The organism is Streptomyces gilvus (assembly GCF_022513565.1).
In the GTDB taxonomy this organism is placed as follows: domain Bacteria; phylum Actinomycetota; class Actinomycetes; order Streptomycetales; family Streptomycetaceae; genus Streptomyces; species Streptomyces gilvus.
This window is the reverse complement of sequence record NZ_JAKWBE010000024.1, coordinates 104458-126038: the sequence shown is the minus strand read 5'-3', so window position 1 is coordinate 126038 and position 21581 is coordinate 104458. Positions and strand designations below refer to the sequence as shown.

16 protein-coding genes and 1 pseudogene are annotated in these 21581 nt (G+C 70.3%); 13 read left to right on the top strand and 4 right to left on the bottom strand.

Annotated elements, in window-relative coordinates; translation table 11 throughout:
* Positions 1-185 precede the first annotated feature (185 nt).
* Positions 186-1799, bottom strand: coding sequence for a recombinase family protein (locus MKW14_RS30035; RefSeq protein WP_240867735.1), 1614 nt, complete (start codon positions 1797-1799; stop codon positions 186-188).
* 289 nt (positions 1800-2088) lie between these two features.
* On the opposite strand from MKW14_RS30035, the pseudogene MKW14_RS30030 reads away from it, so the two are divergent.
* The 3 genes and pseudogenes from MKW14_RS30030 to MKW14_RS30020 all read left to right on the top strand — a co-directional run.
* A pseudogene (locus tag MKW14_RS30030) lies at positions 2089-2388 on the top strand (S1 RNA-binding domain-containing protein); the annotation flags it as partial.
* 376 nt (positions 2389-2764) lie between these two features.
* Positions 2765-3244 carry a tetratricopeptide repeat protein gene (locus MKW14_RS30025; protein WP_240867733.1) on the top strand — a complete coding sequence of 160 codons (480 nt, stop codon included), beginning with the start codon at positions 2765-2767 and terminating at the stop codon, positions 3242-3244.
* Positions 3241-4515, top strand: coding sequence for a glycosyltransferase (locus MKW14_RS30020; RefSeq protein ID WP_240867730.1), 1275 nt, complete (start codon positions 3241-3243; stop codon positions 4513-4515). Before MKW14_RS30025 ends, MKW14_RS30020 begins: the two co-directional genes overlap by 4 nt.
* A gap of 201 nt (positions 4516-4716) precedes the next feature.
* Here MKW14_RS30020 and MKW14_RS30015 read toward each other — a convergent pair whose 3' ends face one another.
* Positions 4717-5433 (bottom strand): collagen-like domain-containing protein, encoded by a 717-nt coding sequence (locus tag MKW14_RS30015; RefSeq protein WP_240867726.1) that lies wholly within the window; start codon positions 5431-5433, stop codon positions 4717-4719.
* A 238-nt stretch (positions 5434-5671) separates the two neighbouring features.
* Here MKW14_RS30015 and MKW14_RS30010 point away from each other — a divergent pair, with 238 nt between their 5' ends.
* From MKW14_RS30010 to MKW14_RS29980, 7 genes are all read left to right on the top strand, one after another.
* Positions 5672-6628, top strand: a complete 957-nt coding sequence (locus MKW14_RS30010) for a hypothetical protein (protein WP_240867724.1) — start codon at positions 5672-5674, stop codon at positions 6626-6628.
* Positions 6629-6676: 48 nt separating this feature from the next.
* Positions 6677-7438, top strand: a complete 762-nt coding sequence (locus MKW14_RS30005) for a TIGR03936 family radical SAM-associated protein (protein ID WP_240867721.1) — start codon at positions 6677-6679, stop codon at positions 7436-7438.
* A gap of 271 nt (positions 7439-7709) precedes the next feature.
* On the top strand, positions 7710-11747 hold the full coding sequence (locus MKW14_RS30000) for an Rne/Rng family ribonuclease (RefSeq protein WP_240867718.1): 4038 nt from the start codon (positions 7710-7712) through the stop codon (positions 11745-11747).
* A gap of 204 nt (positions 11748-11951) precedes the next feature.
* Positions 11952-13019, top strand: a complete 1068-nt coding sequence (locus MKW14_RS29995) for a glucose-1-phosphate thymidylyltransferase (protein ID WP_240867716.1) — start codon at positions 11952-11954, stop codon at positions 13017-13019.
* Positions 13016-14011, top strand: a complete 996-nt coding sequence (rfbB, locus tag MKW14_RS29990) for a dTDP-glucose 4,6-dehydratase (RefSeq protein ID WP_240867714.1) — start codon at positions 13016-13018, stop codon at positions 14009-14011. The genes MKW14_RS29995 and rfbB overlap by 4 nt, the downstream gene beginning before the upstream one ends.
* On the top strand, positions 14008-14898 hold the full coding sequence (gene rfbD / locus MKW14_RS29985) for a dTDP-4-dehydrorhamnose reductase (RefSeq protein ID WP_308314650.1): 891 nt from the start codon (positions 14008-14010) through the stop codon (positions 14896-14898). Before rfbB ends, rfbD begins: the two co-directional genes overlap by 4 nt.
* Positions 14899-14950: 52 nt before the next feature.
* Positions 14951-16264 (top strand): FG-GAP repeat domain-containing protein, encoded by a 1314-nt coding sequence (locus tag MKW14_RS29980; protein WP_240867711.1) that lies wholly within the window; start codon positions 14951-14953, stop codon positions 16262-16264.
* Positions 16265-16316: 52 nt separating this feature from the next.
* Here MKW14_RS29980 and rfbC read toward each other — a convergent pair whose 3' ends face one another.
* Together rfbC and MKW14_RS29970 are read right to left on the bottom strand one after the other, a co-directional pair.
* Positions 16317-16910 (bottom strand): dTDP-4-dehydrorhamnose 3,5-epimerase, encoded by a 594-nt coding sequence (gene rfbC, locus MKW14_RS29975; RefSeq protein ID WP_240867709.1) that lies wholly within the window; start codon positions 16908-16910, stop codon positions 16317-16319.
* A gap of 49 nt (positions 16911-16959) precedes the next feature.
* Positions 16960-18990 carry a glycosyltransferase family 2 protein gene (locus MKW14_RS29970; protein WP_240867707.1) on the bottom strand — a complete coding sequence of 677 codons (2031 nt, stop codon included), beginning with the start codon at positions 18988-18990 and terminating at the stop codon, positions 16960-16962.
* A 345-nt stretch (positions 18991-19335) separates the two neighbouring features.
* Between MKW14_RS29970 and rplU the strand changes: the two genes are divergently transcribed.
* The 3 genes from rplU (at position 19336) to obgE (ending at position 21468) form a co-directional block, all read left to right on the top strand.
* On the top strand, positions 19336-19656 hold the full coding sequence (gene rplU / locus MKW14_RS29965; RefSeq protein WP_003990208.1) for a 50S ribosomal protein L21: 321 nt from the start codon (positions 19336-19338) through the stop codon (positions 19654-19656).
* Positions 19657-19670: 14 nt separating this feature from the next.
* Positions 19671-19925, top strand: coding sequence for a 50S ribosomal protein L27 (gene rpmA, locus MKW14_RS29960; RefSeq protein WP_023550764.1), 255 nt, complete (start codon positions 19671-19673; stop codon positions 19923-19925).
* A 121-nt stretch (positions 19926-20046) separates the two neighbouring features.
* Entirely contained in the window at positions 20047-21468 is a 1422-nt protein-coding gene (obgE, locus tag MKW14_RS29955) for a GTPase ObgE (RefSeq protein WP_240867705.1), read from the top strand.
* Positions 21469-21581 lie beyond the last annotated feature (113 nt).

The window sequence follows — 21581 nt, the reverse complement described above, 5'->3', positions numbered from 1 at the left end:
GCCTCGTTACTGCCGCAGAGCGGCACGAAAGAGCCGTCCAGTCTGATTGAGAGCGAGATCGTCATTGTCGACGCAGACGGGACGGAAGAGCCATTCGATCCAGCGTCGTGGTTCGAGTGAGCAAGAGGCCGCCTGCCCGTGTATCTCGGGAAGGCGGCCGTGTTCATCGTGGCGGCGGAGCCGCTTCAGAAGACCTTCGCGAAGTCGTCTTCCTTGATGATCAGACGCTCTCGGACGTCCTTGGGGATCATGAGTTTCATGCGGATGTGCGGAGCGCGGACCCCCTTCACCTTGGTACGCGTGATCTTGCACTTCACGCCGACCCGAAGGAGGTCCGCTCCCATGGCCTCCATCCCGCCTTCTTCCCAGCGCTCCCGGAAGGTCTTGCCGTTGTGGACATTCACCCAACGATCTTGGGTCGTCTCCGGGTCGATGGCTTCAAGTTCGGCAATCAGTTTGTCCAAGGTCTTCTCGGCCTGCTCCTTGGTGAACCGCGTCTTGGCGAACCGGCCTCCGGGCTCCAACTCCTTCATGTAGTAGGCGATCGAGCCTTCTAGGCGCTCGACCTCCCTGCGTGCCTCGGCCCCCTTGGCGTACTCCCGCGTCTGAACCGGCTCGTCTCCGAGGACGGACAACACGTCGGCAACAAGCTGCTCGTAGACCGCCATGGGGTTGGGCGCGCCACGTCCACCGCTCTTGCACTCCTGACAACGCAGGTACGGGTAGACCCCGAAGTTGTTCCTGGTGACCCGTACGTACATGTTGGTCTCGCAGTCGGCGCAGATGAGCACACCGAGGAACTTGGTCGCTCCACTCGGCTGACGAGCTGGCTGCTTCTTCATCCGCTTGTCGAGGGCTGCACCGAGGCTGTTGAACTCCTCCTCCGTGAAGATGGGTTCTGCGACCTTGATGGGCTTGCCGTCAGTGCCCAGGATCAGTTTCGATCGGCGTTGCCCTCCGTTCTTCAGCTCCTCGACGCGGTACCCCAAAAGAGCGGGGTTCCTGAGCCTGCGCAGCAGAGTGGCGACGGTGAGGCCGGGGCCGCACATCCCTGATCGAACGAGCACCATGACCATGCGTCTGGCGGACACTCCACGGATCGCCATACGGCGTGCCCAGTGGAGAGCGCGGTACGCCGTTGGGTCGTGGACCAGGGTGACTTTCCCGTTCTCGTCCACGTCTGTCATGTAACCGTAGGCGGGCTTACCGATGAGCCATTCCTGTTGGGTCTTCGCGTAGTCCCAGAGGCTTGCCACGCGGGTGCTGGTATTCGCAGCCTCGATCTCGGCGATGCCGCCGATGATGGTGACCATGATCTTCCCGGCCGTGGTGGTCAGGTCGATGCTGTCGTTCTTGGAGATCAGGTTCTTTTCGTACTTCAGGCACCAGTCGATCATGGTGGCCAAGTCGGAGAGTCGACGCACGAAGCGGTCCAGCTTCCAGAACATGAGCACGTCGAACTCGGGCACGCGGTTGTTCAGCCAGTCGCCAAGCTGCTTGCGCTTCCACGGCGGAACCTTCGTCGCACTGACGTTGAGATCGCTGGCGACGCCAACGACCCGGCACCCCTTCTCCCTTGCCAGCATCCGGAGATCGAGTTCCTGGCGTACGGGCGAAGTGGTGTCCTCAGTGAGCACGGAGAGCCGGACGGATAACAGGGCCCTCGGCGCGTCCTTGGGCAGCAACGCCTCTGCCCTCTTCAGCTCTTCCAACAAGGCCAGATCGTTGGCGGTCCACTCTGCCTCGACGTCGTACGCCTTCTGCTCGGTGGTGGTGCGACTGCGTGAGTGTTTTGGCATGGCAGCAAGGCTAGAGCTGGTTTTGCACCAGTGTCCATATGGCCGCAGATGGACACCCATATCCAGGTGGGCCCGACGGGCAAGAAGCTGCTGCCGTTGACGGTCAAGAACTCGGGTCCTGCGGCTGCTTCGAGCGGTCACACGCACTGACGCGAGCGGGGCACTCGCTCCGCGAGAGCCTTGGCGTTATGGGGGATGCGTCGGCTGGGCAGGACGTCCGGCGGTTTCTGGCGTCGATCCGTGTCGGTGACGTCTGCCGTGGGGCGGTCGCTGCGGTTGCTCGGTCCACACATGGAACGGGGAGGCTCGGCTGTCCCTGCGGGCGATGCAGCCGGACCCCTTCCTGGTGTTCGTCGAGGGCATCGTGGTGGGACGAAGGCCGCGTGGGCGGGTGACGAAGCTGGTCCCGTTCGGTGTCTTCGTGGAGGTCGCCGACGGCATCGAGGGCCTGGTGCATCTGTCCGAGCTGAGCGCGGTGCCCGTGGCGGCGCCGGAGGACGTCGTACAGGTCGGCCATCAGCTGACGGTTGTCGTCACGGATGCCGACCGGGAGCGACGCCGACTGTCGCTCTCTCGGCGACAAGCTTGAGTGGTTGCGGTCAGACCGTGGCCGGACGGTCGGGTGATTGACCCGTCGATTTCGGCCAACCGCCCTATGACAGTACGAGATTCATGCTGTCGGTGCGCCACGCCTTTGGTGCGTACATTCGGGTGGTCTCCGGTCCTCGCCTGCCTGCCGGACGGCGGCGCCGTCGGGGTGGCCTCGTAACCTCGCAGCCACACCCATCCGTCCTCAGCATTCCACGAGATGTGACCACGTGAAACGTAGGAAATTGTGGGCAGGGTTCGCCGGACTGGCGGCAGTTGTGATCGCCGGGGTGACCACCTGGACGATTCAATCCGAGTCTGCCGCACCTCCGGATTCCCGGGCGCCGTCAGTGGTCAGGGCGAGTCAGAACCCCGACGTGCTGCTGGAGACCGCCCTGCTGCAGATGCAGAAGTTCCACGACGCCGAAGGGGCGACCCGTACCTACCGGCGCATTCTGAAACTGGACCCGCACAACAAAATCGCCTGGTACAACCTGGGAGTCCTCGCACAGCAGAACGACAATACGGCCGACGCTCGTGAGGCCTACGAAAATGCCCTGAAGGTGGACCCGCACTACGCGTCGGCTCTGCTCAACGAGGCGATTCTGCTGAGGCCGAGCGAGCCGGACAGGGCCATCGGGCTTCTTGAGCGGGCCATTGCCGCCGAACCCGGGGCGGCCACCGCGCATTTGCAGCTCGCGCAGATCCTGGCGGAAAGGAACCGAGACGCCGAGGCCGCGGCCGAATTCCGCCGCGCTGTCGAGGCCGACCCCTCCCTGCGTTCCCAAGTACCGGAAGATTTCCAGGATTCCGTCGGCTCCTCCCCGACATCGAGCCAAGAACGGAGCACCCGATGACATCGACCGCGCGACCGAGGTTCTCCGTCTTCACCCCGAGCCACCAGCCCCGTTATCTCGATGAGTGCCTGGCGTCCCTGCAGGCGCAGACCTGTTCGGACTGGGAGTGGATCGTCCTGCTCAACAACGGCGCCCGGTGGCTGCCCGAGCGAGCCGACGACCGGATCCGTGTGGAGATCGCGGACGACCTCCGCGGTGTGGGAGCGGCGAAGCGCAGGGCCTGTGAACTGGCACGCGGCGAGATCCTCGTGGAACTCGACCACGACGACCTCCTGGCGAGCACATGCCTGACGGAACTCGGCGAGGCGTTCGACGCGCATCCCGAGGCCGTCTTCGTCTACAGCAACACCGCGCAGATCACCGAGGAGGGGAAGCGGGACGACAGCCGTTTCGACGAGACGTGCGGCTGGCAGTACGAGGAGGTGAGCGTCGACGGCCGCAAGCTGCTCCAGCTCATCTCCCTGGCCCCGACACCGCACAACATCTCGTACATCTGGTACGCGCCCAACCATGTGCGCGCGTTCCGCAAGGCGAGTTACGAAGAGGCCGGCGGGTACGACGCCGCGCGTACCGTCCTGGACGACCAGGACCTGATGTGCCGTCTGTTCCACATCGGCGACTTCCACCACATCAACCGCTGTCTGTACCTGCAGCGGGTGCACTCCGCGAACACCCAGCGGGACCCGGAGACCAACGCGCACATCCAGCGGGAGACGGTCGCCCTGTACGACAAGTACATCGAGGCCAACGCCCTCGCCTGGACGCACCGGCGCGGGCTGCTCGCGCTGGATCTCGGTACGGCCCACCGGAAGCCGCCCGGTTATCTCGGGGTGGATCAGCACCCGGGGGAGGGTGTCGACATCGTCGCGCCCCTGCCCGGGAAGCTGGATCTGCCCGACGGCTCCGTCGGCCTGATCCGGGCGGTGGAGTTCCTGGAGCGCGTGCCGGCGAAGGTACCGCTCATCAACGAGCTGTACCGGCTGCTGGCGCCGGGCGGCATGCTCCTCACCACGACGCCCAGTTCGGACGGCCGTGGCGCCTACCAGAACCCGACTCACGTCGCCTACTACAACGAGAACTCGTTCTGGTACTACACCGACAACGAGTACCGTGCCTTCGTGCCCGACATCGAGGCCCGGTTCCAGTCGTCGCGGCTGGTCACCTACTTCCCGAGCGAGTGGCATTCCGACAACAAGATCTCGTACGTGGTCGCCAACCTCATCGCGATGAAGGACGGCTCCGCGCGGTGCGGCGGACCGCTGCTGGTCTGAGCGCTGCGTGACGAGGCGCCCGGCGGTTCTCCGGATACCGCCGGGCGCCTCGTCGCGTTCCGAGCCGTTCGTCGCGGCTCGGCCCCAGATCCTCGAACTGCCCGGGAAAGCGGACGGTGCCCCGAGACCGAAGTCTCGGGGCACCGTGGCCGAGTCCCAGGGTGAGCGGAGAGGCGATACCTCAACGCCGCTCGGGTGGAATCATCCCGGGACTACTGCGCACACCGCGTAGGCGGTGAGGGAGGTACCCGGGGGAAGGAGGGTGACGGAGGTCTGCCACTCGTCGGGGCTGTTGTCGACCGGGATGTTCTGCGTCACGTTGACGGTGGGCAGCCCTCCGGTGGTGTTGAACCCGCCGCCCGTGATTTCGTCGTTGCCCACGCACGAGGCGGTGGCGGTCGCACCGATGCCGGTGCCGGGAACCGGGGTACCCACGACGACGTAGGTGTTGACCGGGGCAGCCTGGGGACCCTGCGCGCCCTGGGCACCCTGGGGGCCCTGCGCACCCTGGGGACCCTGGACACCCTGCGCACCCTGGACACCCTGCGCACCCTGCGGGCCCTGGACACCGGGGGCGCCCTGGGGACCCTGCGGGCCCTGGAAGCCCTGCGGACCCCGGGGACCCTGCGGGCCCTGTGGACCGCGGGGGCCCTGCGGACCCTGGTGGCCACGGGGACCCTGGGGGCCCCGGTCGCCCCTCGGGCCCCGGTCGCCCTTCGGGCCCTTGTCGTGGCCGTGGTTGGTGCTGACGGCCCCCTTCGGACCGGGCAGCGCCACAGCGCTGTCGGCGCCGGACCGGTGGATCGCGTCGGCGACGGCCACCGTGCTCGGGACCACGTTGAGTGCGACGGCAAGGGCGCCCGCCGTAACCAGCGTGACCGACTTGACGCGTGAACTTCGGATCGTTCTACGGCTCACAGAGAACCTTCCTCACGAACTGGGGGAAACAGACAAGCGCGCGCACCTGGTGCGCTCCGTTCGCATGCGTTCACGTCGCCTGCGACTACGGACAGACGCATCCTTAACCGTGGGTGATGGTTCCCTTACGTTCCGTTCCGTGTCCTGAGTGCGAAATCACCCGAGCGGCCGTCCGGCGGGCCACACGCTCACGGAGGGACACCGCATCCGTGGTGGCTCCGGGCGCGTCTACGCAGGTATGGATCTGGAGAAGCGGGCGCCGCAGCCTCGGCAACCCGAAGGCTGCCTCGTGGTGGCGCTTCGGGTTCCGGTGCGGATCGTCGTGTTCGTGCTGGTCGTGCCCGTGCGGATGGTGTGGGACGCGCTCGTCGTCGCCGGAAGGTTTCTGCGGGACACGGTGCTGCGGCCGGTCGGACGGGTGCTGGAGTGGGTCGGGCGGGCCCTCTTCGTATGGCCGTTCGTGGGGCTGTGGCGGTACGTCGTCGTGCCGGTCGGGCGGGTGCTCGGGTGGCTCGGGAACGTCATCGTCGTCGTGCCCGCGGTGTGGCTCGGTCGGTACGTGGTGGTTCCCGTCGGGCGGGCCGTGCGGGACGCCCTGGCGTGGGTGTACGCGCGCGTGCTGCTGCCGGTGCTGGCGCCGCTGGGACGGGCGCTCGTGTGGTTGGCCGCCGGGCTCGTACGAGGGCTGGGGCTGGTGGTCTCGGGGGTCGGGACCGTTCTGTACTGGGTCGGCCGGGTGCTCGTCGTGCTGCCCGCCCTCGCGCTGTGGCGCTGGGTGCTCGCTCCCGTGGGCCGGGTCCTCGCCGTCGTCGGGCGTGAGGTGGCGGACGCGCTGGGGCACGCCTGGCGGGTCGCGGGGCGCGTCTCGCTCGCCGTGGGGCGGGCGCTCGGGACCGTCTTCCGGTGGATCTTCGTGGAGCCCGTGCGATGGTTCTGGCGGACCGTGCTCACCCCCGTCGGACACGTCGTACGGGACGTCGTGCTGCGGCCCGTCGCCGCCGTGGCCCGCGGTGTGGGACGGGTGGCACGCGAGGCGCTGGCCTCCGCCCGCGAGTCGGTACGGCAGGCCCGGGCCGACGTCCGGCGGATGCTGTTCGGTGAGCCCGAGCGCGTCCCCGCCGGGGACCGGCGGGAACCTCTGGCCGCCGAGACACGTACTCTAGGTAGCAGTACGACCGCTCTCACGAAGGACTGAACGACACTGGGCAAGCGACAGCCCGAAGGCCCGCCGCCCGCACCCGCGGTGCAGCGCATCCGACTGCGCTACACCAAGCGCGGCCGCCTCCGGTTCACCAGCCACCGTGACTTCCAGCGCGCCTTCGAGCGTGCGTTGCGCCGTGCCGAGGTGCCGATGGCGTACTCGGCGGGGTTCACGCCGCATCCGAAGGTGTCGTACGCCAATGCCGCACCCACCGGCACGGGCAGTGAGGCGGAGTACCTGGAGATCGCCCTCACCAAGGCGCGGGACCCGGAGAAGCTCAGGGTCCTGCTCGACGAGTCGCTGCCCGCCGGGCTCGACGTCGTCGACGCCGTCGAGGCGCGGACCTCCGGTCTCGCCGACCGGCTGACCGCTTCCGTATGGGAGCTCAGGCTGGACGGCGTACGGCCGGAGGAGGCCGAGGGGGCCGTCACCGCCTTCAACGCCGCCGGGACCGTCGAGGTCCGGCGGACGACGAAGAACGGTGTGCGGACCTTCGACGCCCGCTCCGCGGTCGTACACCTCGAAACGCACAGTGATCCGGCCGATAGGCCGACCGACCAGCCCTGTGCGATACTGCGGCTGGTTGTTCGGCACGTGACGCCTGCCGTACGACCCGACGACGTCCTGTCCGGTCTCCGCGCCGTGGCCGACCTGGCGCCGCCGGTCCCCGCAGCGGTGACCAGGCTGGCGCAGGGGCTGCTCGATGAAGAGACCGGCACGGTGACCGACCCGCTCGCGCCCGACCGCGAGGCGGCGACGGCCCTGGTGGCCGGTTCCGCTGCCGCCGCGAAGGCGCCGGCGTAAGGAAGGTTCCGCGAAGGACGGACGTCGTAGCGCCGCCCTCGTACTCGGGAGCCACCTGGGTCGGGCAGCGCACCGACCAGAAGACTTTCGCCAGGCCGTACCCAACAGGGTGTACGGAACCGGCGAGACAGGACACAGAGAGCTCCCGTGTGGCGCCCGCGCCCCGGACGGCGGCACCGCGCACCGCGCGAGCCGCGGACGTCAGCGGCGGTCGAGTCATCGACGCCGGACCAGGCGCGGCGCCCGGGAGCCTGACGGGAGACAAGCCCGCATGCTCGAACCGACCGAACCCACTGAGGGTTCCGAAGAACTGAACACTCCCAGCGACACCCTGCCGCCGCGTCGTCGGCGCCGTGCCGCTTCGCGTCCCGCGGGACCGCCGGTCGCGGCCGCCGGGACGCCGGAGGAGATCACCACGCCGGCCATACCGGCCGACAGCGCCGAGAACTCCGTGACCGATGAGGCCGAAGAGGCCGAAGAGATCAAGGATGTCCCGGAGGGCGAAGAGGTCGTGGAGACCGCTGAGGCTTCCGGCACCGACGTGACCGCAGAGGAGCCCGAGGCTCCCGCGCCCGCCGCGCGTACGCGCCGTCGTGCGACCCGCCGGGCTTCCGCGCCTGCCGGGGCTCCCGCGTCCGCCGAAGCCGCCGAGGTCACCGAGACCGTGGCGCCCGCCGCTCCGGCGCCCGCGGCGCAGGAGACCGAGGCCGTCGCCTCCGCCGAGGACGCGGCTCCGCCGCGCACGCGTCGCCGTGCCACGCGCCGCGTGTCCGCGCCCGCCGGGGCGCCGACGGCCGCGGAGACGGCCGAGACCGAGGTGCCGGCGGCTTCCGCCGAGGCCGCGCAGGACAGCGAGCCCGTGGAGGCGCCTGCCGCTGCCGAGGCCGCCGAGACGGCCACGGAGGACGAGGCGCCGCGCCGTGCCCGCCGCCGGGCCACTCGCCGTGTGTCCGCGCCTGTCGCCGACACGCCCGTCGCCGATGGTGCGGACGCCGATACGGCCCCTGCCGCCGAGAGCGCTGACAGCCCGGTCGCCGCGGACACCGCCGGTGGGGACACCGCGGGCTCCGCCGCCCCCGAGGCCCCCGCTGCTGCCGCCGAGGCATCCGCCTCGGGTACTGCCGAAGTCCCCGCCGCCCAGGCCGACGACGACGCCTCCCCGCGCCGGGCTCGGCGTCGGGTGGTTCGGCGGGCCGCCGGTGGGTTCTCCGAGCCTGCCCGAGCCGGTGAGACCGGTGAGGACGAGGGGCCGCGCAGGCCCGCTCGGCCCGCCGTGGCCGTGTTCCAGGCGCCCGTGTTCACCGAACCGCAGTTCCAGACCCCGCAGCGGGCCGCCGCCGCCGCTGCCGCTGAGGCCGCCGAGGCCGTAGAAGAGATCGAGAAGGTCGAGGAGCTTCCCGAGGAGCAGCCCGCCGGTGCGCGCCGTCGGCGTCGCCGCCGGGGTGAGACCGCCGAGGTCGAGACGCCGGCCGTCGTCGAGGACGACGAGGCGGAGGAGGCCGAGGATTCGGCCGAGGGCGCCGCTGACGGTGACGGCGACGACACCGAGGAGACCGGGTCGCGGCGCCGTCGTCGGCGCGGTGGCCGCCGTCGCCGTCGTGGCGAGTCCGCCGAGGCCGGGGGCGAGGACGAGTCGGAGGAGTCCGACGAGCTCGTCGCCGAGCAGGCCGCGCAGGACGGAGAGGACACCGCCGAGCAGGAGGAAGAGGACGACGACGAGGCCCATGACGAGGCCGGCGGGTCCAGCTCCAGCAGCCGGCGCCGCCGTCGTCGCCGCCGTCGCGCCGGTGACTCCTCCGTCGACACCGAGCCCGGCGAGGGCGACCCCGAGCGCACCGTCGTGAAGGTCCGCGAGCCCCGTAAGCCCTCGGAGCCGTCCGACGAGGTGCAGTCGATCAAGGGTTCGACCCGGCTCGAGGCCAAGAAGCAGCGGCGTCGCGAAGGGCGTGAGCAGGGGCGCCGGCGCGTCCCGATCATCACCGAGGCCGAGTTCCTGGCCCGCCGTGAGGCCGTCGAGCGGGTGATGGTCGTCCGGCAGAGCGGTGAGCGCACGCAGATCGGCGTCCTGGAGGACGGCGTGCTCGTCGAGCACTACGTCAACAAGGAGCAGTCGACCTCGTACGTCGGCAACGTGTACCTGGGCAAGGTGCAGAACGTGCTGCCGTCGATGGAGGCCGCCTTCATCGACATCGGCAAGGGCCGCAACGCGGTGCTCTACGCCGGTGAGGTCAACTTCGAGGCGCTGGGCATGGCCAACGGGCCGCGCCGCATCGAGTCCGCCCTGAAGTCCGGGCAGTCCGTGCTCGTGCAGGTCACCAAGGACCCGATCGGGCACAAGGGCGCGCGTCTGACCAGCCAGGTCTCCCTGCCGGGCCGCTACCTCGTGTACGTCCCCGAGGGCTCGATGACCGGCATCAGCCGCAAGCTTCCCGACACCGAGCGGGCGCGTCTGAAGACCATCCTCAAGAAGATCGTCCCCGAGGACGCGGGCGTCATCGTGCGCACCGCCGCCGAGGGCGCGAGCGAGGACGAGCTGCGCCGTGACGTCGAGCGGCTGCAGGCGCAGTGGGAGGACATCCAGAAGAAGTCGAAGAACGGCAACGCCCCGACGCTGCTGTACGGCGAGCCGGACATGACCGTCCGGGTCGTGCGCGACATCTTCAACGAGGACTTCACCAAGGTCGTCGTCAGCGGCGACGAAGCCTGGGAGACCATCCACGGCTACGTCTCGCACGTCGCGCCCGACCTCGCCGAGCGGCTGTCGAAGTGGACCAGTGAGGTCGACGTCTTCGCCACCTACCGGATCGACGAGCAGCTCGCCAAGGCCCTGGACCGCAAGGTCTGGCTGCCCAGTGGCGGTTCGCTGGTGATCGACCGGACCGAGGCGATGGTCGTCGTCGACGTCAACACCGGCAAGTTCACCGGCCAGGGCGGCAACCTGGAGGAGACGGTCACCAGGAACAACCTGGAGGCGGCCGAGGAGATCGTGCGCCAGCTGCGGCTGCGCGACCTCGGCGGCATCATCGTGATCGACTTCATCGACATGGTGCTGGAGTCCAACCGGGACCTGGTGCTGCGGCGCCTGCTGGAGTGCCTGGGCCGGGACCGTACGAAGCACCAGGTCGCGGAGGTGACCTCGCTGGGGCTCGTGCAGATGACCCGCAAGCGGGTCGGGCAGGGGCTGCTGGAGTCCTTCTCCGAGACCTGCGTGCACTGCAACGGCCGCGGTGTCATCGTCCACATGGAGCAGCCGACTGCCGCCGGTGGCGGCGGCAAGCGCAAGAAGCGCGGACGGGGCGGCGACGGGCACGAGCAGGAGCACGTGCACGAGACCGCCGCGGTGGCCGTGGAGAGCGGCGAGGCCGTCGAGCCGGAGATCGAGACCGCGGCGGAGATCGCCGCCGAGGCCGCCGAGCCGGTCGCGCTGCCCGCGCCGGTCTTCGAGCCGGACGAGGAGCTGTACAGCAGCGTCGCCGAGGCGGAGGCCGCGGTGTCCCGTGGCGGCCGCACCCGGCGCCGGGCGAGCCGACGGGCCTCGGCCCCGGCGGGCGCGCCGCAGGGCCGGACCCGCCCGGAGACGGAGCGGTCCGACACGGCCGCCGGGCGCACCGACGCCGCCACCGCCGGGTTCGACGCAGTCAAGGCCGCGTCCGACACCGAGGTGGCCGAGGTGCCCACCGCCCAGGTCGTGCCCGCCGAGGTGGAGGCCGAGCGGCCCGTGCAGCCGGAGACGGCCGCCGAGGCGCAGGCCCGGCCCGCCGCCGCGGAGGACCCGGTGGTCGGCGCCGAGCCGGCCGAGGAGGCCGCGCCCAAGGGCCGTACCCGCCGTCGCGCCACCCGCAAGGTGTCGGCGCCCGCCGGTTCGCCGGCCGGGGCCGAGGCGGCGGTGGTGACCGTCAGTGAGACCGTGGCCGCACCCGCGGCCGAGGCTCCCGCGGCTGCCGAGCCGGAGGCCGAGCCGCCCGCCGAGAGTGCCGCTCCGGCCCGTCCGCGGCGTCGTGCGGTGCGCAAGGAGACCGCGCCCACCGCGTCCGAGGAGGCGGCCGTCGTGGTCGTCCCGTCGGCCACGGAGGCGGCCCCGGCCGTCGGGGAGGGCGTCGAGGAGACGGCTCCGGCCAAGAAGACGGCCCGTAAGACGGCCAAGAAGGCCACCGCGAAGAAGGCCGCCACCAAGAAGACGGTGGCCAAGAAGACGGCTGCGAAGAAGACCGCCGCCAAGAAGACGACCGCCAAGAAGGCGGCGAAGAAGACGGCGGCCGCCGAACAGCAGCCGGTGTCGTCCGTCTCCACGGCGGCGGACGAGGGCTGACGGCCCGGCCCGCCGACAACGTGATCCGCCCCCGGTCCGACGACCGGGGGCGGATCGGGTTCGTGCGGCGTCGGACACCCCGGCCGGCACCCACGGTGAACCGCAGGCGTGCAGGCAAGGTTATGATGCTGCTCAAAGTTAACCGTAAATTCAGACAAGTTGGGCTTTTCGTCCCAGCGAAGATGCAGTGATGGGGACCAATACGTGAAGGCTCTCGTGCTATCCGGGGGAGCGGGTACCCGTCTCCGTCCGATCACCCACACCTCCGCCAAGCAGCTGGTGCCCGTCGCCAACAAGCCGGTGCTGTTCTACGGCCTGGAGGCCATCGCCGAGGCCGGCATCCGCGAGGTCGGCATCGTCGTCGGCGACACCGCGGACGAGATCCGCGAGGCGGTGGGGGACGGTTCCCAGTTCGGGATCGAGGTCACCTACATCCCCCAGGAAGCACCGCTGGGCCTCGCGCACGCCGTGCTCATCGCCAAGGACTTCCTGGGCGACGACGACTTCGTCATGTACCTCGGCGACAACTTCATCGTCGGCGGCATCACCGGTCTGGTGGAGGAGTTCCGCGCCGAGCGGCCGGACGCCCAGATCCTGCTCACCCAGGTGCCCAACCCCACCTCCTTCGGTGTCGCCGAGCTCGACGCCGACGGCCGGGTCGTGGGCCTGGAGGAGAAGCCGAAGGTGCCCAAGAGCGATCTGGCGCTCGTCGGCGTCTACCTCTTCACCCCGGCCATCCACGAGGCCGTCCGCTCCATCGAGCCCTCCTGGCGCGGCGAGCTGGAGATCACCCACGCCATCCAGTGGCTGATCGACGACAAGCGTGACGTGCGCTCCACCACGATCTCGGGCTACTGGAAGGACACCGGCAACGTCACCGACATGCTGGAGGTCAACCGCTCGGTCCTGGAGACCGTGGAGCCGGTGACCGAGGGCACGGTGAGCGAGGACAGCGAGATCATCGGCCGGGTGCGCGTCGAGGCCGGCGCGCGCGTCAGCGGCAGCCGGATCGTGGGCCCCGTCATCGTCGGCGCCGGTACGGTGGTGGAGAACGCGTACATCGGCCCCTTCACCTCCGTGTCCGAGGACTGCCGGATCGAGGACAGCGAAATCGAGTACTCCATCGTGCTGCGCGGCTCGTCCGTGACCGGCGTGCGCCGGGTGGAGGCCTCGCTCATCGGGCGGGACGTCGAGGTGACGCCCGCTCCCCGTAACCCTTCGGCCCACCGGCTCGTGCTCGGTGATCACAGCAAGGTGCAGATCTCTTCATGACATCCCCCGCCACCCGGATCCTGGTGACCGGCGGTGCCGGTTTCATCGGCTCGCACTACGTCCGTACGCTGCTCGGCCCCGAGGGCCCCGGTGACGTCGCGATCACCGTGCTGGACAAGCTGACGTACGCCGGCAACCCGGCCAACCTCGACGAGGTGCGCGAGCACCCCGGCTTCTCCTTCGTGCAGGGCGACATCTGCGACGTCGAGCTCGTCGGCAAGCTGATGGCCGAGCACGACCAGGTGGTGCACTTCGCCGCCGAGTCGCACGTGGACCGCTCCATCGACGGCGGCGCGGAGTTCGTCCGGACGAACGTGGTCGGCACGCACACGCTGATCGACGCCGCGCACCGGGCCGGGATCAAGACCTTCGTGCACATCTCCACCGACGAGGTCTACGGCTCCATCGACGAGGGCTCCTGGCCCGAGACGCACCCGCTGCAGCCCAACTCGCCGTACTCCTCGGCGAAGGCCTCCAGCGACCTGATCGCGCTGTCGTACCACCGCACCCACGGCCTGGACGTGCGGGTGACCCGCTGCTCCAACAACTACGGGCACCACCACTTCCCGGAGAAGGTCATCCCGCTGTTCGTGACCAACCTCCTCGACGGCAAGAAGGTCCCGCTGTACGGCGACGGCGGCAACGTCCGCGACTGGCTGCACATCGACGACCACGTCCAGGGCATCGAGCTGGTGCGCACCAAGGGCCGCGCCGGTGAGGTCTACAACATCGGCGGCGGCACCGAGCTGTCCAACCGCGAGCTGACCGAGCTGCTGCTGAAGGCGTGCGGCGCGGACTGGGACACCAGCGTCGAGTACGTCCAGGACCGCAAGGGCCACGACCGCCGCTACTCGGTCGACTGCACGAAGATCCGTGAGGAGCTCGGCTACGAGCCCCGCAAGAGCTTCGAGCAGGGCCTCTCGGAGACCGTGCAGTGGTACCGCGACAACCGCGCCTGGTGGGAGCCGCTGAAGGAGCGGGCGGCCCTGTGAGCGGCGACCGCACCTGGCTGGTCACGGGCGCGGGCGGGATGCTGGGCCAGGACGTCCTGGCCCGGCTGGCCGAGGCCGGGGAGACGGCCGTCGCGCTGGACCGCGCGGCCCTGGACCTCACCGACGCCGACGCCGTCGGCCGGGCCCTGGAGGAGCACCGGCCCGCCGTCGTCGTCAACTGCGCGGCCTGGACGGCCGTCGACGACGCCGAGACCCGTGAGGACGAGGCGCTGCGGATCAACGGCGACGGCCCCCGCCACCTCGCCGAGGCCTGCGCCCGCACCGGGGCCGTGCTGCTGCACGTCTCCACGGACTACGTCTTCGCCGGCGACGCCGACAAGCCGTACGCCGAGGACGCCCCCACCGCCCCGCGCAGCGCCTACGGCCGCACCAAGCTGGCCGGCGAGCAGGCCGTGCTGGACAGCCTGCCGGAGCGCGGCTACGTGGTCCGCACCGCGTGGCTGTACGGCGCCGGCGGCCCCAACTTCGTCCGTACGATGATCAAGCTGGAGGGCGTCAAGGACACCCTCGACGTCGTCGACGACCAGCGCGGGCAGCCCACCTGGAGCGCGGACCTCGCCGGGCTGCTGTACGAGCTGGGCCGCGCCGCCCTGGCCGGCGGCGCGCCGGCCGGGGTCTACCACGGCACCAGCTCCGGCGAGACCACGTGGTTCGGGTTCACCCGGGCCATCTTCGAGCAGCTCGGCGCCGACCCCGAGCGGGTCCGTCCGACCACCAGCGAGGCCTTCGTACGCCCGGCCCCCCGGCCGGCCTACAGCGTGCTGGGCCACGACCGGTGGGCCGCGGCCGGCATCACGCCGATCCGTGACTGGCGGGAGGCGCTGACCGAGGCGTTCCCCGCGCTGCTCAAGGCCGAGCGGGGCTGATCCCCGCCGGTTCCCGTGCAACCTCGGGCCGCCGTCGGCGGTCCGAGTGGGCATGAAGAGAGCGCTTGGCGCGGTCGCCGTCCTGCTTCTCCTGCTGTCCGCCTGCGGTTCCGGCGGCCATGAGGAAGCACCGGCCCGTCATCCGGGGGTCCGGTCCGACTTCGACGGGGACGGGTACGGCGATCTCGTCGTCGGTGACACGACCGCGACCGTGCACGGAAAGTACGCCGCCGGATACGCGGCCGTCCTGCGCGGGTCCGCGCACGGCCCCCGGATCCGCAAGCCCCAGGTCGTCACCCAGGACGACCTGGGCTTCGGCAAGGCGGGCGAAGGCGGCGCCTTCGGCAGCGCGGGCACCACGGTGACCGCCGACCTCGACGGTGACGGGCGGGCCGACCTCGTCACCCAGGCGGGCCGCAGGACGCTCTTCGTCGTCTGGGGGAGCGACAAGGGGCTGTCCGGTGCCGCGGCGGCCCGGCTGACCGGCTCGGCACCCCTCGCGGGGGACGTGAACGGCGACGGACACACCGATCTGGTCGTCGGCGTCGGTGAGGTCGACGACAACGCCGTACGGATCCTGCTGGGCCCCTTCAGCCGCGAGGGCACACCGCGCCGTACCGTCTCCCTCGACCTGACGCCTCCGAGCGGTTCCCGCTACGCCGTCTCGGTGCCCGCCGCCCTCGGGGACGTCACGGGCGACGGCAAGGACGACCTGCTGGTCAGCTGGTCCATTCTCGCGGACTACGCGCCCGTGGCCCGCGCCACCGTCCTGTACCGGGGGAGCGCCGACGGGAACCTGGTCGAGGGGCCCCGACTGCCGGACGGCTTCTACGGTTCGTCCCTGCGGACGGCGGACGTGAACCACGACGGCTACGACGACGTCGTGGCGGGGCTTCCCTGCGAGATGCTCGGCGACGAGATGGTCCCGGAAGGGGGCAGCCGGCTGTCCGTCCTGTACGGAGGGACGCTGAAGACGTCGCGCATCACCGAGAACACCGCCGGTCTGCCGGTCGGCGGCCCCTTCATGCCGTGCACGTTCGGCGCCGCACCGGCGGTCGGGGACGCGGACGGCGACGGATACGCCGACGTGGTCTTCTCGGTCCGGCCCCGGACCGGGTCGGCGGAGGTCGTCCTGCTGAGGGGGAGCGCCGAGGGGCTGACCACCGAGGGGGCGCGGGCCGTGCCCGGCGACTTCGGCGTCCTGCTCGACACCACCGGTGACAAGGCGGCCGAGCTGGTGACCGACGACCTGGGACGGATCCGCGTGTGGCGCGGCGGATCCCGGCTGCTCGCGTTCACCGCCTCCGGCCTCGGTCTCGGGCCTGGGATATCGGGCGGGGGACGCGGCTTCCGGCCCGTCGGCTGACACGCGCAGGGGGCCTCGCGGACGGATCCGCGAGGCCCCCTGGGTGGCCGCCTCAGCCGCGCAGTTGCGCGTAGTAGGCCTGGCAGTCCTCGTACGACGGCAGCAGGCCCTGGGCCTCCGCCTCGGCCAGGGTCGGCGCCGCGGCGTCCTTGTCGGACAGGACCGGCGTCAGACCGGACGGCCACTCGATGCCGAGTTCCGCGTCGAGCGGGTGGATGCCGTGCTCGCGCTGCGGGGCGTACCCCTCGGAGCACAGGTAGACGACCGTCGCGTCGTCGGTCAGCGCCATGAAGGCGTGCCCGAGCCCCTCGGAGAGGTACACCGAGTGGTGGTCCACGTCGTCCAGCCGCACCGCTTCCCACTGCCTGTACGTCGGTGAGCCGACGCGGATGTCGACGATGACGTCGAGCACGGCGCCGCGTACGCACTTGACGTACTTCGCCTGGCTGGGCGGCACGTCCGCGAAGTGGATGCCGCGCAGCGTGCCGCGGCTGGAGACCGAGCAGTTGGCCTGGGCCAGGTTCAGCGGGTGGCCCAGGGCCTTCTCGAACTCGCCCCCCTTGAACCACTCGTGGAAGCTCCCGCGGGCGTCCGGAAAGATCTTCGGTTCGAGTATCCAGGCGCCGGCGATGCCGAGCTCCCGCATGGTGATCACATCCTCTTGCTTGTTCGCCGGGTCGAGACCGTGACGCCGGTCAGCCGACCAGCTTCTTCGCCAGTCCCCGGATCTTCTTGCGGGCCGGCGAGGGCAGCCGGCGCACCACGGGGCCGCCGACGGCGCTCAGCCTGCGGCGGACGTTCTCCTTGCGCCGCTTGGCCAGCGCCGCGCGCACGAGCTCGGGGTCCACGACCGGCAGATCGCTGCTGATCTGCACCTTGCCGTTGCCGCGGACGGTCACCTCGCACAGGTCGAGCGCGTCGTGCTTGTCCCCGTCCAGCTTCGCCGAGAGCTTCCACTCCCCGGCGGGGACGCCCGCCGCCCGCTCGGGCAGCACGATGTGCCCGCGTTCCGCGACCGGGCGGACCTCGCCGGGCAGCGTGTAGGAACGGCCGCTGTCGGAGGTCAGGACCAGGTCCGTCTTGTACGGGGCGGTCACCGCGCGGGCGAACAGGTCGAGGCGGAGCTCCGGCCGCTCGCCGGGCATCCGCCGCACGGGACGGTTCTCCAGGTACGTGGCCAGCCGCTTGCTGCGGCGGTCCACGTCGAGGGTGAGGTTGCCGTGCGGGTCGGTGAAGTACGGGATGACCGCGCGGGAGGGGGAGCCGAGCAGCGCCGGGCGGCAGTCCTGGTCGACGTGGGGCGCGCGGTCGGCGCCGAGGCGGGCCTTGCGGACCACGCCGAGGCCGCGGACGGGCACCCAGATGTCCCAGAAGCCGCGGGAGACCGGACCGCGGCCCTTGACGCCCTGGGGGCTGACCTGGCCGGTGCCGCGCAGCACGACCTCGCACACACCGTCGCCGAGGTCCCGCACGGCGGCGGTGTACTTCGCGGCGCACGGCCACTCGACCGCGGTCTCCCGGTTGCGCAGCGACATCTCGGCCTTGAAGCCGTCCAACTCGTCGGTGACGTCGACCAGTTCGCCCTTCCCGAGGTAGTCCTCGGTGAGGTCGGGGTGCAGGTGGAGCCGGTCGTCGCGGCGCAGCAGCCGCAGGGGCTCGGCGTCGTCGCCGACGACCAGGCGGGCGCTGACGGTGACGTCGAGCTTGCCGTCGGACCGCCAGTCGACGCCCTCCAGGCGGGCCGCGCCCTTGATGGAGCTCATCAGCCGGGCGAAGCGCACCAGGCCCTGCCGGTCGTCGCGGCGCAGCAGGGTGGAACGGACGCGGGCGAGCGCCCCGAGCCCGTTGTGCACACCGTCGGTCATGTAGGTCTCGGCCAGCGGCTTCACGGCGTCGACCATCTCGTCGAGGTAGGCCTCGTCGTACTTCAGGACGCTGGGCTCGCTGAGCCGGCCGAGCATCTCCACCCGGTAGAAGCGCCGCAGCAGCAGGTCGCGGAAGTCGCCGGGCTCGGTGTTGGCGACGACGACGTCGAGGACCTCGCGGAGGTTGCCGTAGTAGCCGGAGGGGACGATGCGGGCCGAGCCGGCGTTGTTGCCGTCGTCGCGCTTCGAGTAGTAGTAGCAGGTGTAGCTGCCGAGGATGGAGACGACCTTCGCGGGGAAGTAGGCCTCCATCATGTACAGCTGGTCCTCGAGGCGCCGCTTGCCCTCGGGGTAGGCGATCCTGTTCTCGCGCAGGAACTCCGTGCGGAACATCTTGTGCGGGGTGAGGCTGTCATACAGCGGGGCGTTGTGGATGGTGCACTTCTCGCGGTCCGCGCGGAAGACACCGTGCGGGACGCCGCGGAAGTTGCTGGCCACCTTGCCGATGACGATGTCCGAGCCGTTGCGGTGGCCCATGTCGTAGAGCCGGCGCAGGGCGTCGGAGGCGAGGTAGTCGTCCTGGTCGAGGAACTGGACGTACTCGCCCTTCGCCTCGCCCACGCCGATGTTCCGGGGCTTACCGGGCCAGCCGGAGTTCGGGATGCTTATGACCCGGAAGTGCGGGTGCTCCTTCGCGAGGGCCTCGAGCTTCTCCGGGGTGTCGTCGGTCGAGCCGTCGTTCACGAACAGGACTTCGAACTCGTCGGCGGGCAGGGTCTGCCGCACCAACGAGTCAATGCAGGGCTGGATGTACTTCCCCGGGTTGTACACCGGGATGATGACGCTCACCTTGATCGACATCTGCTGTACCTGTCTCCTGTCCGGAAGCCCTGCGTCGTGTGGCCACGGTGTGTACGGCCAGTGGCCTGTGGGTGTATGTGGGGTCACAGCGTAACGGCAGCCGATCCGGGTAGACGCGGCGCCTTCCGGCCCCCCGGACCGCCGTCCTCCCGCCCTGTCCGGACCTGGTTTGACCGGCTCAGGCGGGTCCCCGTACTCTTGACCGTCGGCGTGTCTGTGGACAAGGCCACGCCACATCCCCGTAAACCTCTTCCTCTGTAGCACAGAGTGCCGCGGAGAGGCTGTCCGCGCGCCGGACGGCTGGACTGCGGGGGTGCCGTTCCCGAGCGAGAGAGTGAGATCCGCGTGTACGCCATCGTGCGCAGCGGTGGCCGCCAGCACAAGGTTGCTGTCGGCGACATCGTTGAGGTTGACAAGATTTCCACCGCCAAGGTTGGCGACACGGTCGAGCTCTCGACCCTGCTCGTTGTCGACGGCGACGCCGTGACCAGCGACCCGTGGGTGCTGGCCGGCATCAAGGTCCAGGCCGAGGTCGTGGACCACCACAAGGGCCAGAAGATCGACATTCTGCGCTACAAGAACAAGACGGGTTACCGCCGTCGCCAGGGCCACCGCCAGCAGTACACGGCGATCAAGGTCACTGAGATCCCCACGGCTGCGAAGTAAGGGACTGAGGAGAGATGGCACACAAGAAGGGCGCATCGTCCACCCGGAACGGTCGCGACTCGAACGCCCAGCGGCTCGGCGTGAAGCGCTTCGGCGGTCAGGTCGTCAACGCGGGTGAGATCCTGGTCCGCCAGCGCGGCACCCACTTCCACCCCGGCGCCGGCGTCGGCCGTGGCGGCGACGACACGCTGTTCGCGCTGCAGGCCGGTGCGGTGGAGTTCGGTACCCACCGTGGCCGCAAGGTCGTGAACATCGTTCCGGTCGCCTGAGTTCAGGCTCAAGCACCGACCGAACGCTTCGCGAGGCGGACCTCACTTCCCGTGCGGGAAGGCGGGTCCGCCTTTCGCGTGTTACGCAAGAGACATCCCCGTTCTTCTGGAGGCACCCCCCATGACCACCTTCGTGGACCGCGTCGAGCTGCACGTCGCCGCGGGTAACGGAGGCCACGGCTGTGCCTCCGTCCACCGTGAGAAGTTCAAGCCGCTCGGCGGACCCGACGGCGGCAACGGCGGACGCGGCGGCGATGTGATCCTCACCGTCGACCAGTCCGTCACCACGCTGCTGGACTACCACCACTCCCCGCACCGCAAGGCCACCAACGGCAAGCCCGGCGAGGGCGGCAACCGCTCCGGCAAGGACGGCCAGGACCTGGTGCTGCCGGTCCCGGACGGCACCGTCGTCCTCGACAAGGCGGGCAACGTGCTGGCCGACCTGGTCGGCCACGGCACCTCCTACGTCGCCGCCCAGGGCGGGCGCGGCGGGCTCGGCAACGCGGCGCTGGCGTCGGCCAGGCGGAAGGCGCCGGGGTTCGCGCTGCTCGGCGAGCCGGGGGACCTGCAGGACATCGTCCTGGAGCTGAAGACCGTCGCGGACGTGGCGCTGGTCGGCTACCCGAGCGCGGGCAAGTCCTCGCTGATCTCGGTGCTGAGCGCGGCCAAGCCGAAGATCGCGGACTACCCCTTCACCACGCTGGTCCCCAACCTCGGTGTGGTGACGGCCGGTTCGACCGTCTACACCATCGCGGACGTGCCGGGACTGATCCCAGGAGCCAGCCAGGGCAAGGGTCTCGGCCTCGAGTTCCTGCGCCACGTCGAGCGGTGCAGCGTACTCGTGCACGTCCTGGACACCGCGACGCTGGAGTCCGACCGTGACCCCGTCTCCGACCTCGATGTCATCGAGGAGGAGCTGAAGCAGTACGGCGGGCTCGACCGGCGCCCGCGGATCGTCGTCCTCAACAAGACCGACGTACCGGACGGCAAGGACCTCGCGGAGATGGTGCGGCCGGATCTGGAGGCCCGCGGATACCGGGTTTTCGAGGTGTCCGCGGTCGCCCATCTCGGGCTGCGGGAGCTGTCGTTCGCGCTCGCGGACCTGGTGGCGAAGGCGCGGGCCGCGAAGCCCAAGGAGGAGGCGACGCGCATCGTCATCCGCCCGAAGGCCGTCGACGACACCGGTTTCACCGTCACGCGCGAGGACGAGGGCCTGTTCCGGGTGCGGGGCGAGAAGCCCGAACGCTGGGTGCGGCAGACCGACTTCAACAACGACGAGGCCGTGGGCTACCTCGCGGACCGGCTCAACCGGCTCGGTGTCGAGGAGGAGTTGATGAAGGCCGGGGCCCGCGCGGGCGACGGCGTCGCCATCGGCCCCGAGGACAACGCGGTCGTCTTCGACTGGGAGCCGTCGATGACGGCCGGGGCGGAGATGCTGGGCCGGCGTGGCGAGGACCACCGCTTCGAGGCCCCGAGGCCCGCGGCGCAGCGTCGCCGGGACCGGGAGGCGGAACGGGAATTCGACGACTTCGAGCCGTTCTGAGCGAGCCTCCGTTCTGAGCGAAGCCTCCCTTCTGAGCGGAGCCTGCGCGACCGGGGCCAGGGACGTATCCGCGTCCCTGGCCCCTTTCCGGTAAGCCTCGCCGAGACCGAAAT

Coding starts and splice junctions, on each gene's coding strand:
- MKW14_RS30020 (WP_240867730.1), top strand. CDS start 3,241: ATGACATCGACCGCGCGACCGAGGTTCTCCGTCTTCACCCCGAGCCAC.
- obgE (WP_240867705.1), top strand. CDS start 20,047: ATGACCACCTTCGTGGACCGCGTCGAGCTGCACGTCGCCGCGGGTAAC.
- MKW14_RS29970 (WP_240867707.1), bottom strand. CDS start 18,990: ATGTCGATCAAGGTGAGCGTCATCATCCCGGTGTACAACCCGGGGAAG.
- MKW14_RS30000 (WP_240867718.1), top strand. CDS start 7,710: ATGCTCGAACCGACCGAACCCACTGAGGGTTCCGAAGAACTGAACACT.
- rfbB (WP_240867714.1), top strand. CDS start 13,016: ATGACATCCCCCGCCACCCGGATCCTGGTGACCGGCGGTGCCGGTTTC.
- MKW14_RS30035 (WP_240867735.1), bottom strand. CDS start 1,799: ATGCCAAAACACTCACGCAGTCGCACCACCACCGAGCAGAAGGCGTAC.
- MKW14_RS29980 (WP_240867711.1), top strand. CDS start 14,951: ATGAAGAGAGCGCTTGGCGCGGTCGCCGTCCTGCTTCTCCTGCTGTCC.
- rfbC (WP_240867709.1), bottom strand. CDS start 16,910: ATGCGGGAGCTCGGCATCGCCGGCGCCTGGATACTCGAACCGAAGATC.
- rpmA (WP_023550764.1), top strand. CDS start 19,671: ATGGCACACAAGAAGGGCGCATCGTCCACCCGGAACGGTCGCGACTCG.
- MKW14_RS30010 (WP_240867724.1), top strand. CDS start 5,672: ATGGATCTGGAGAAGCGGGCGCCGCAGCCTCGGCAACCCGAAGGCTGC.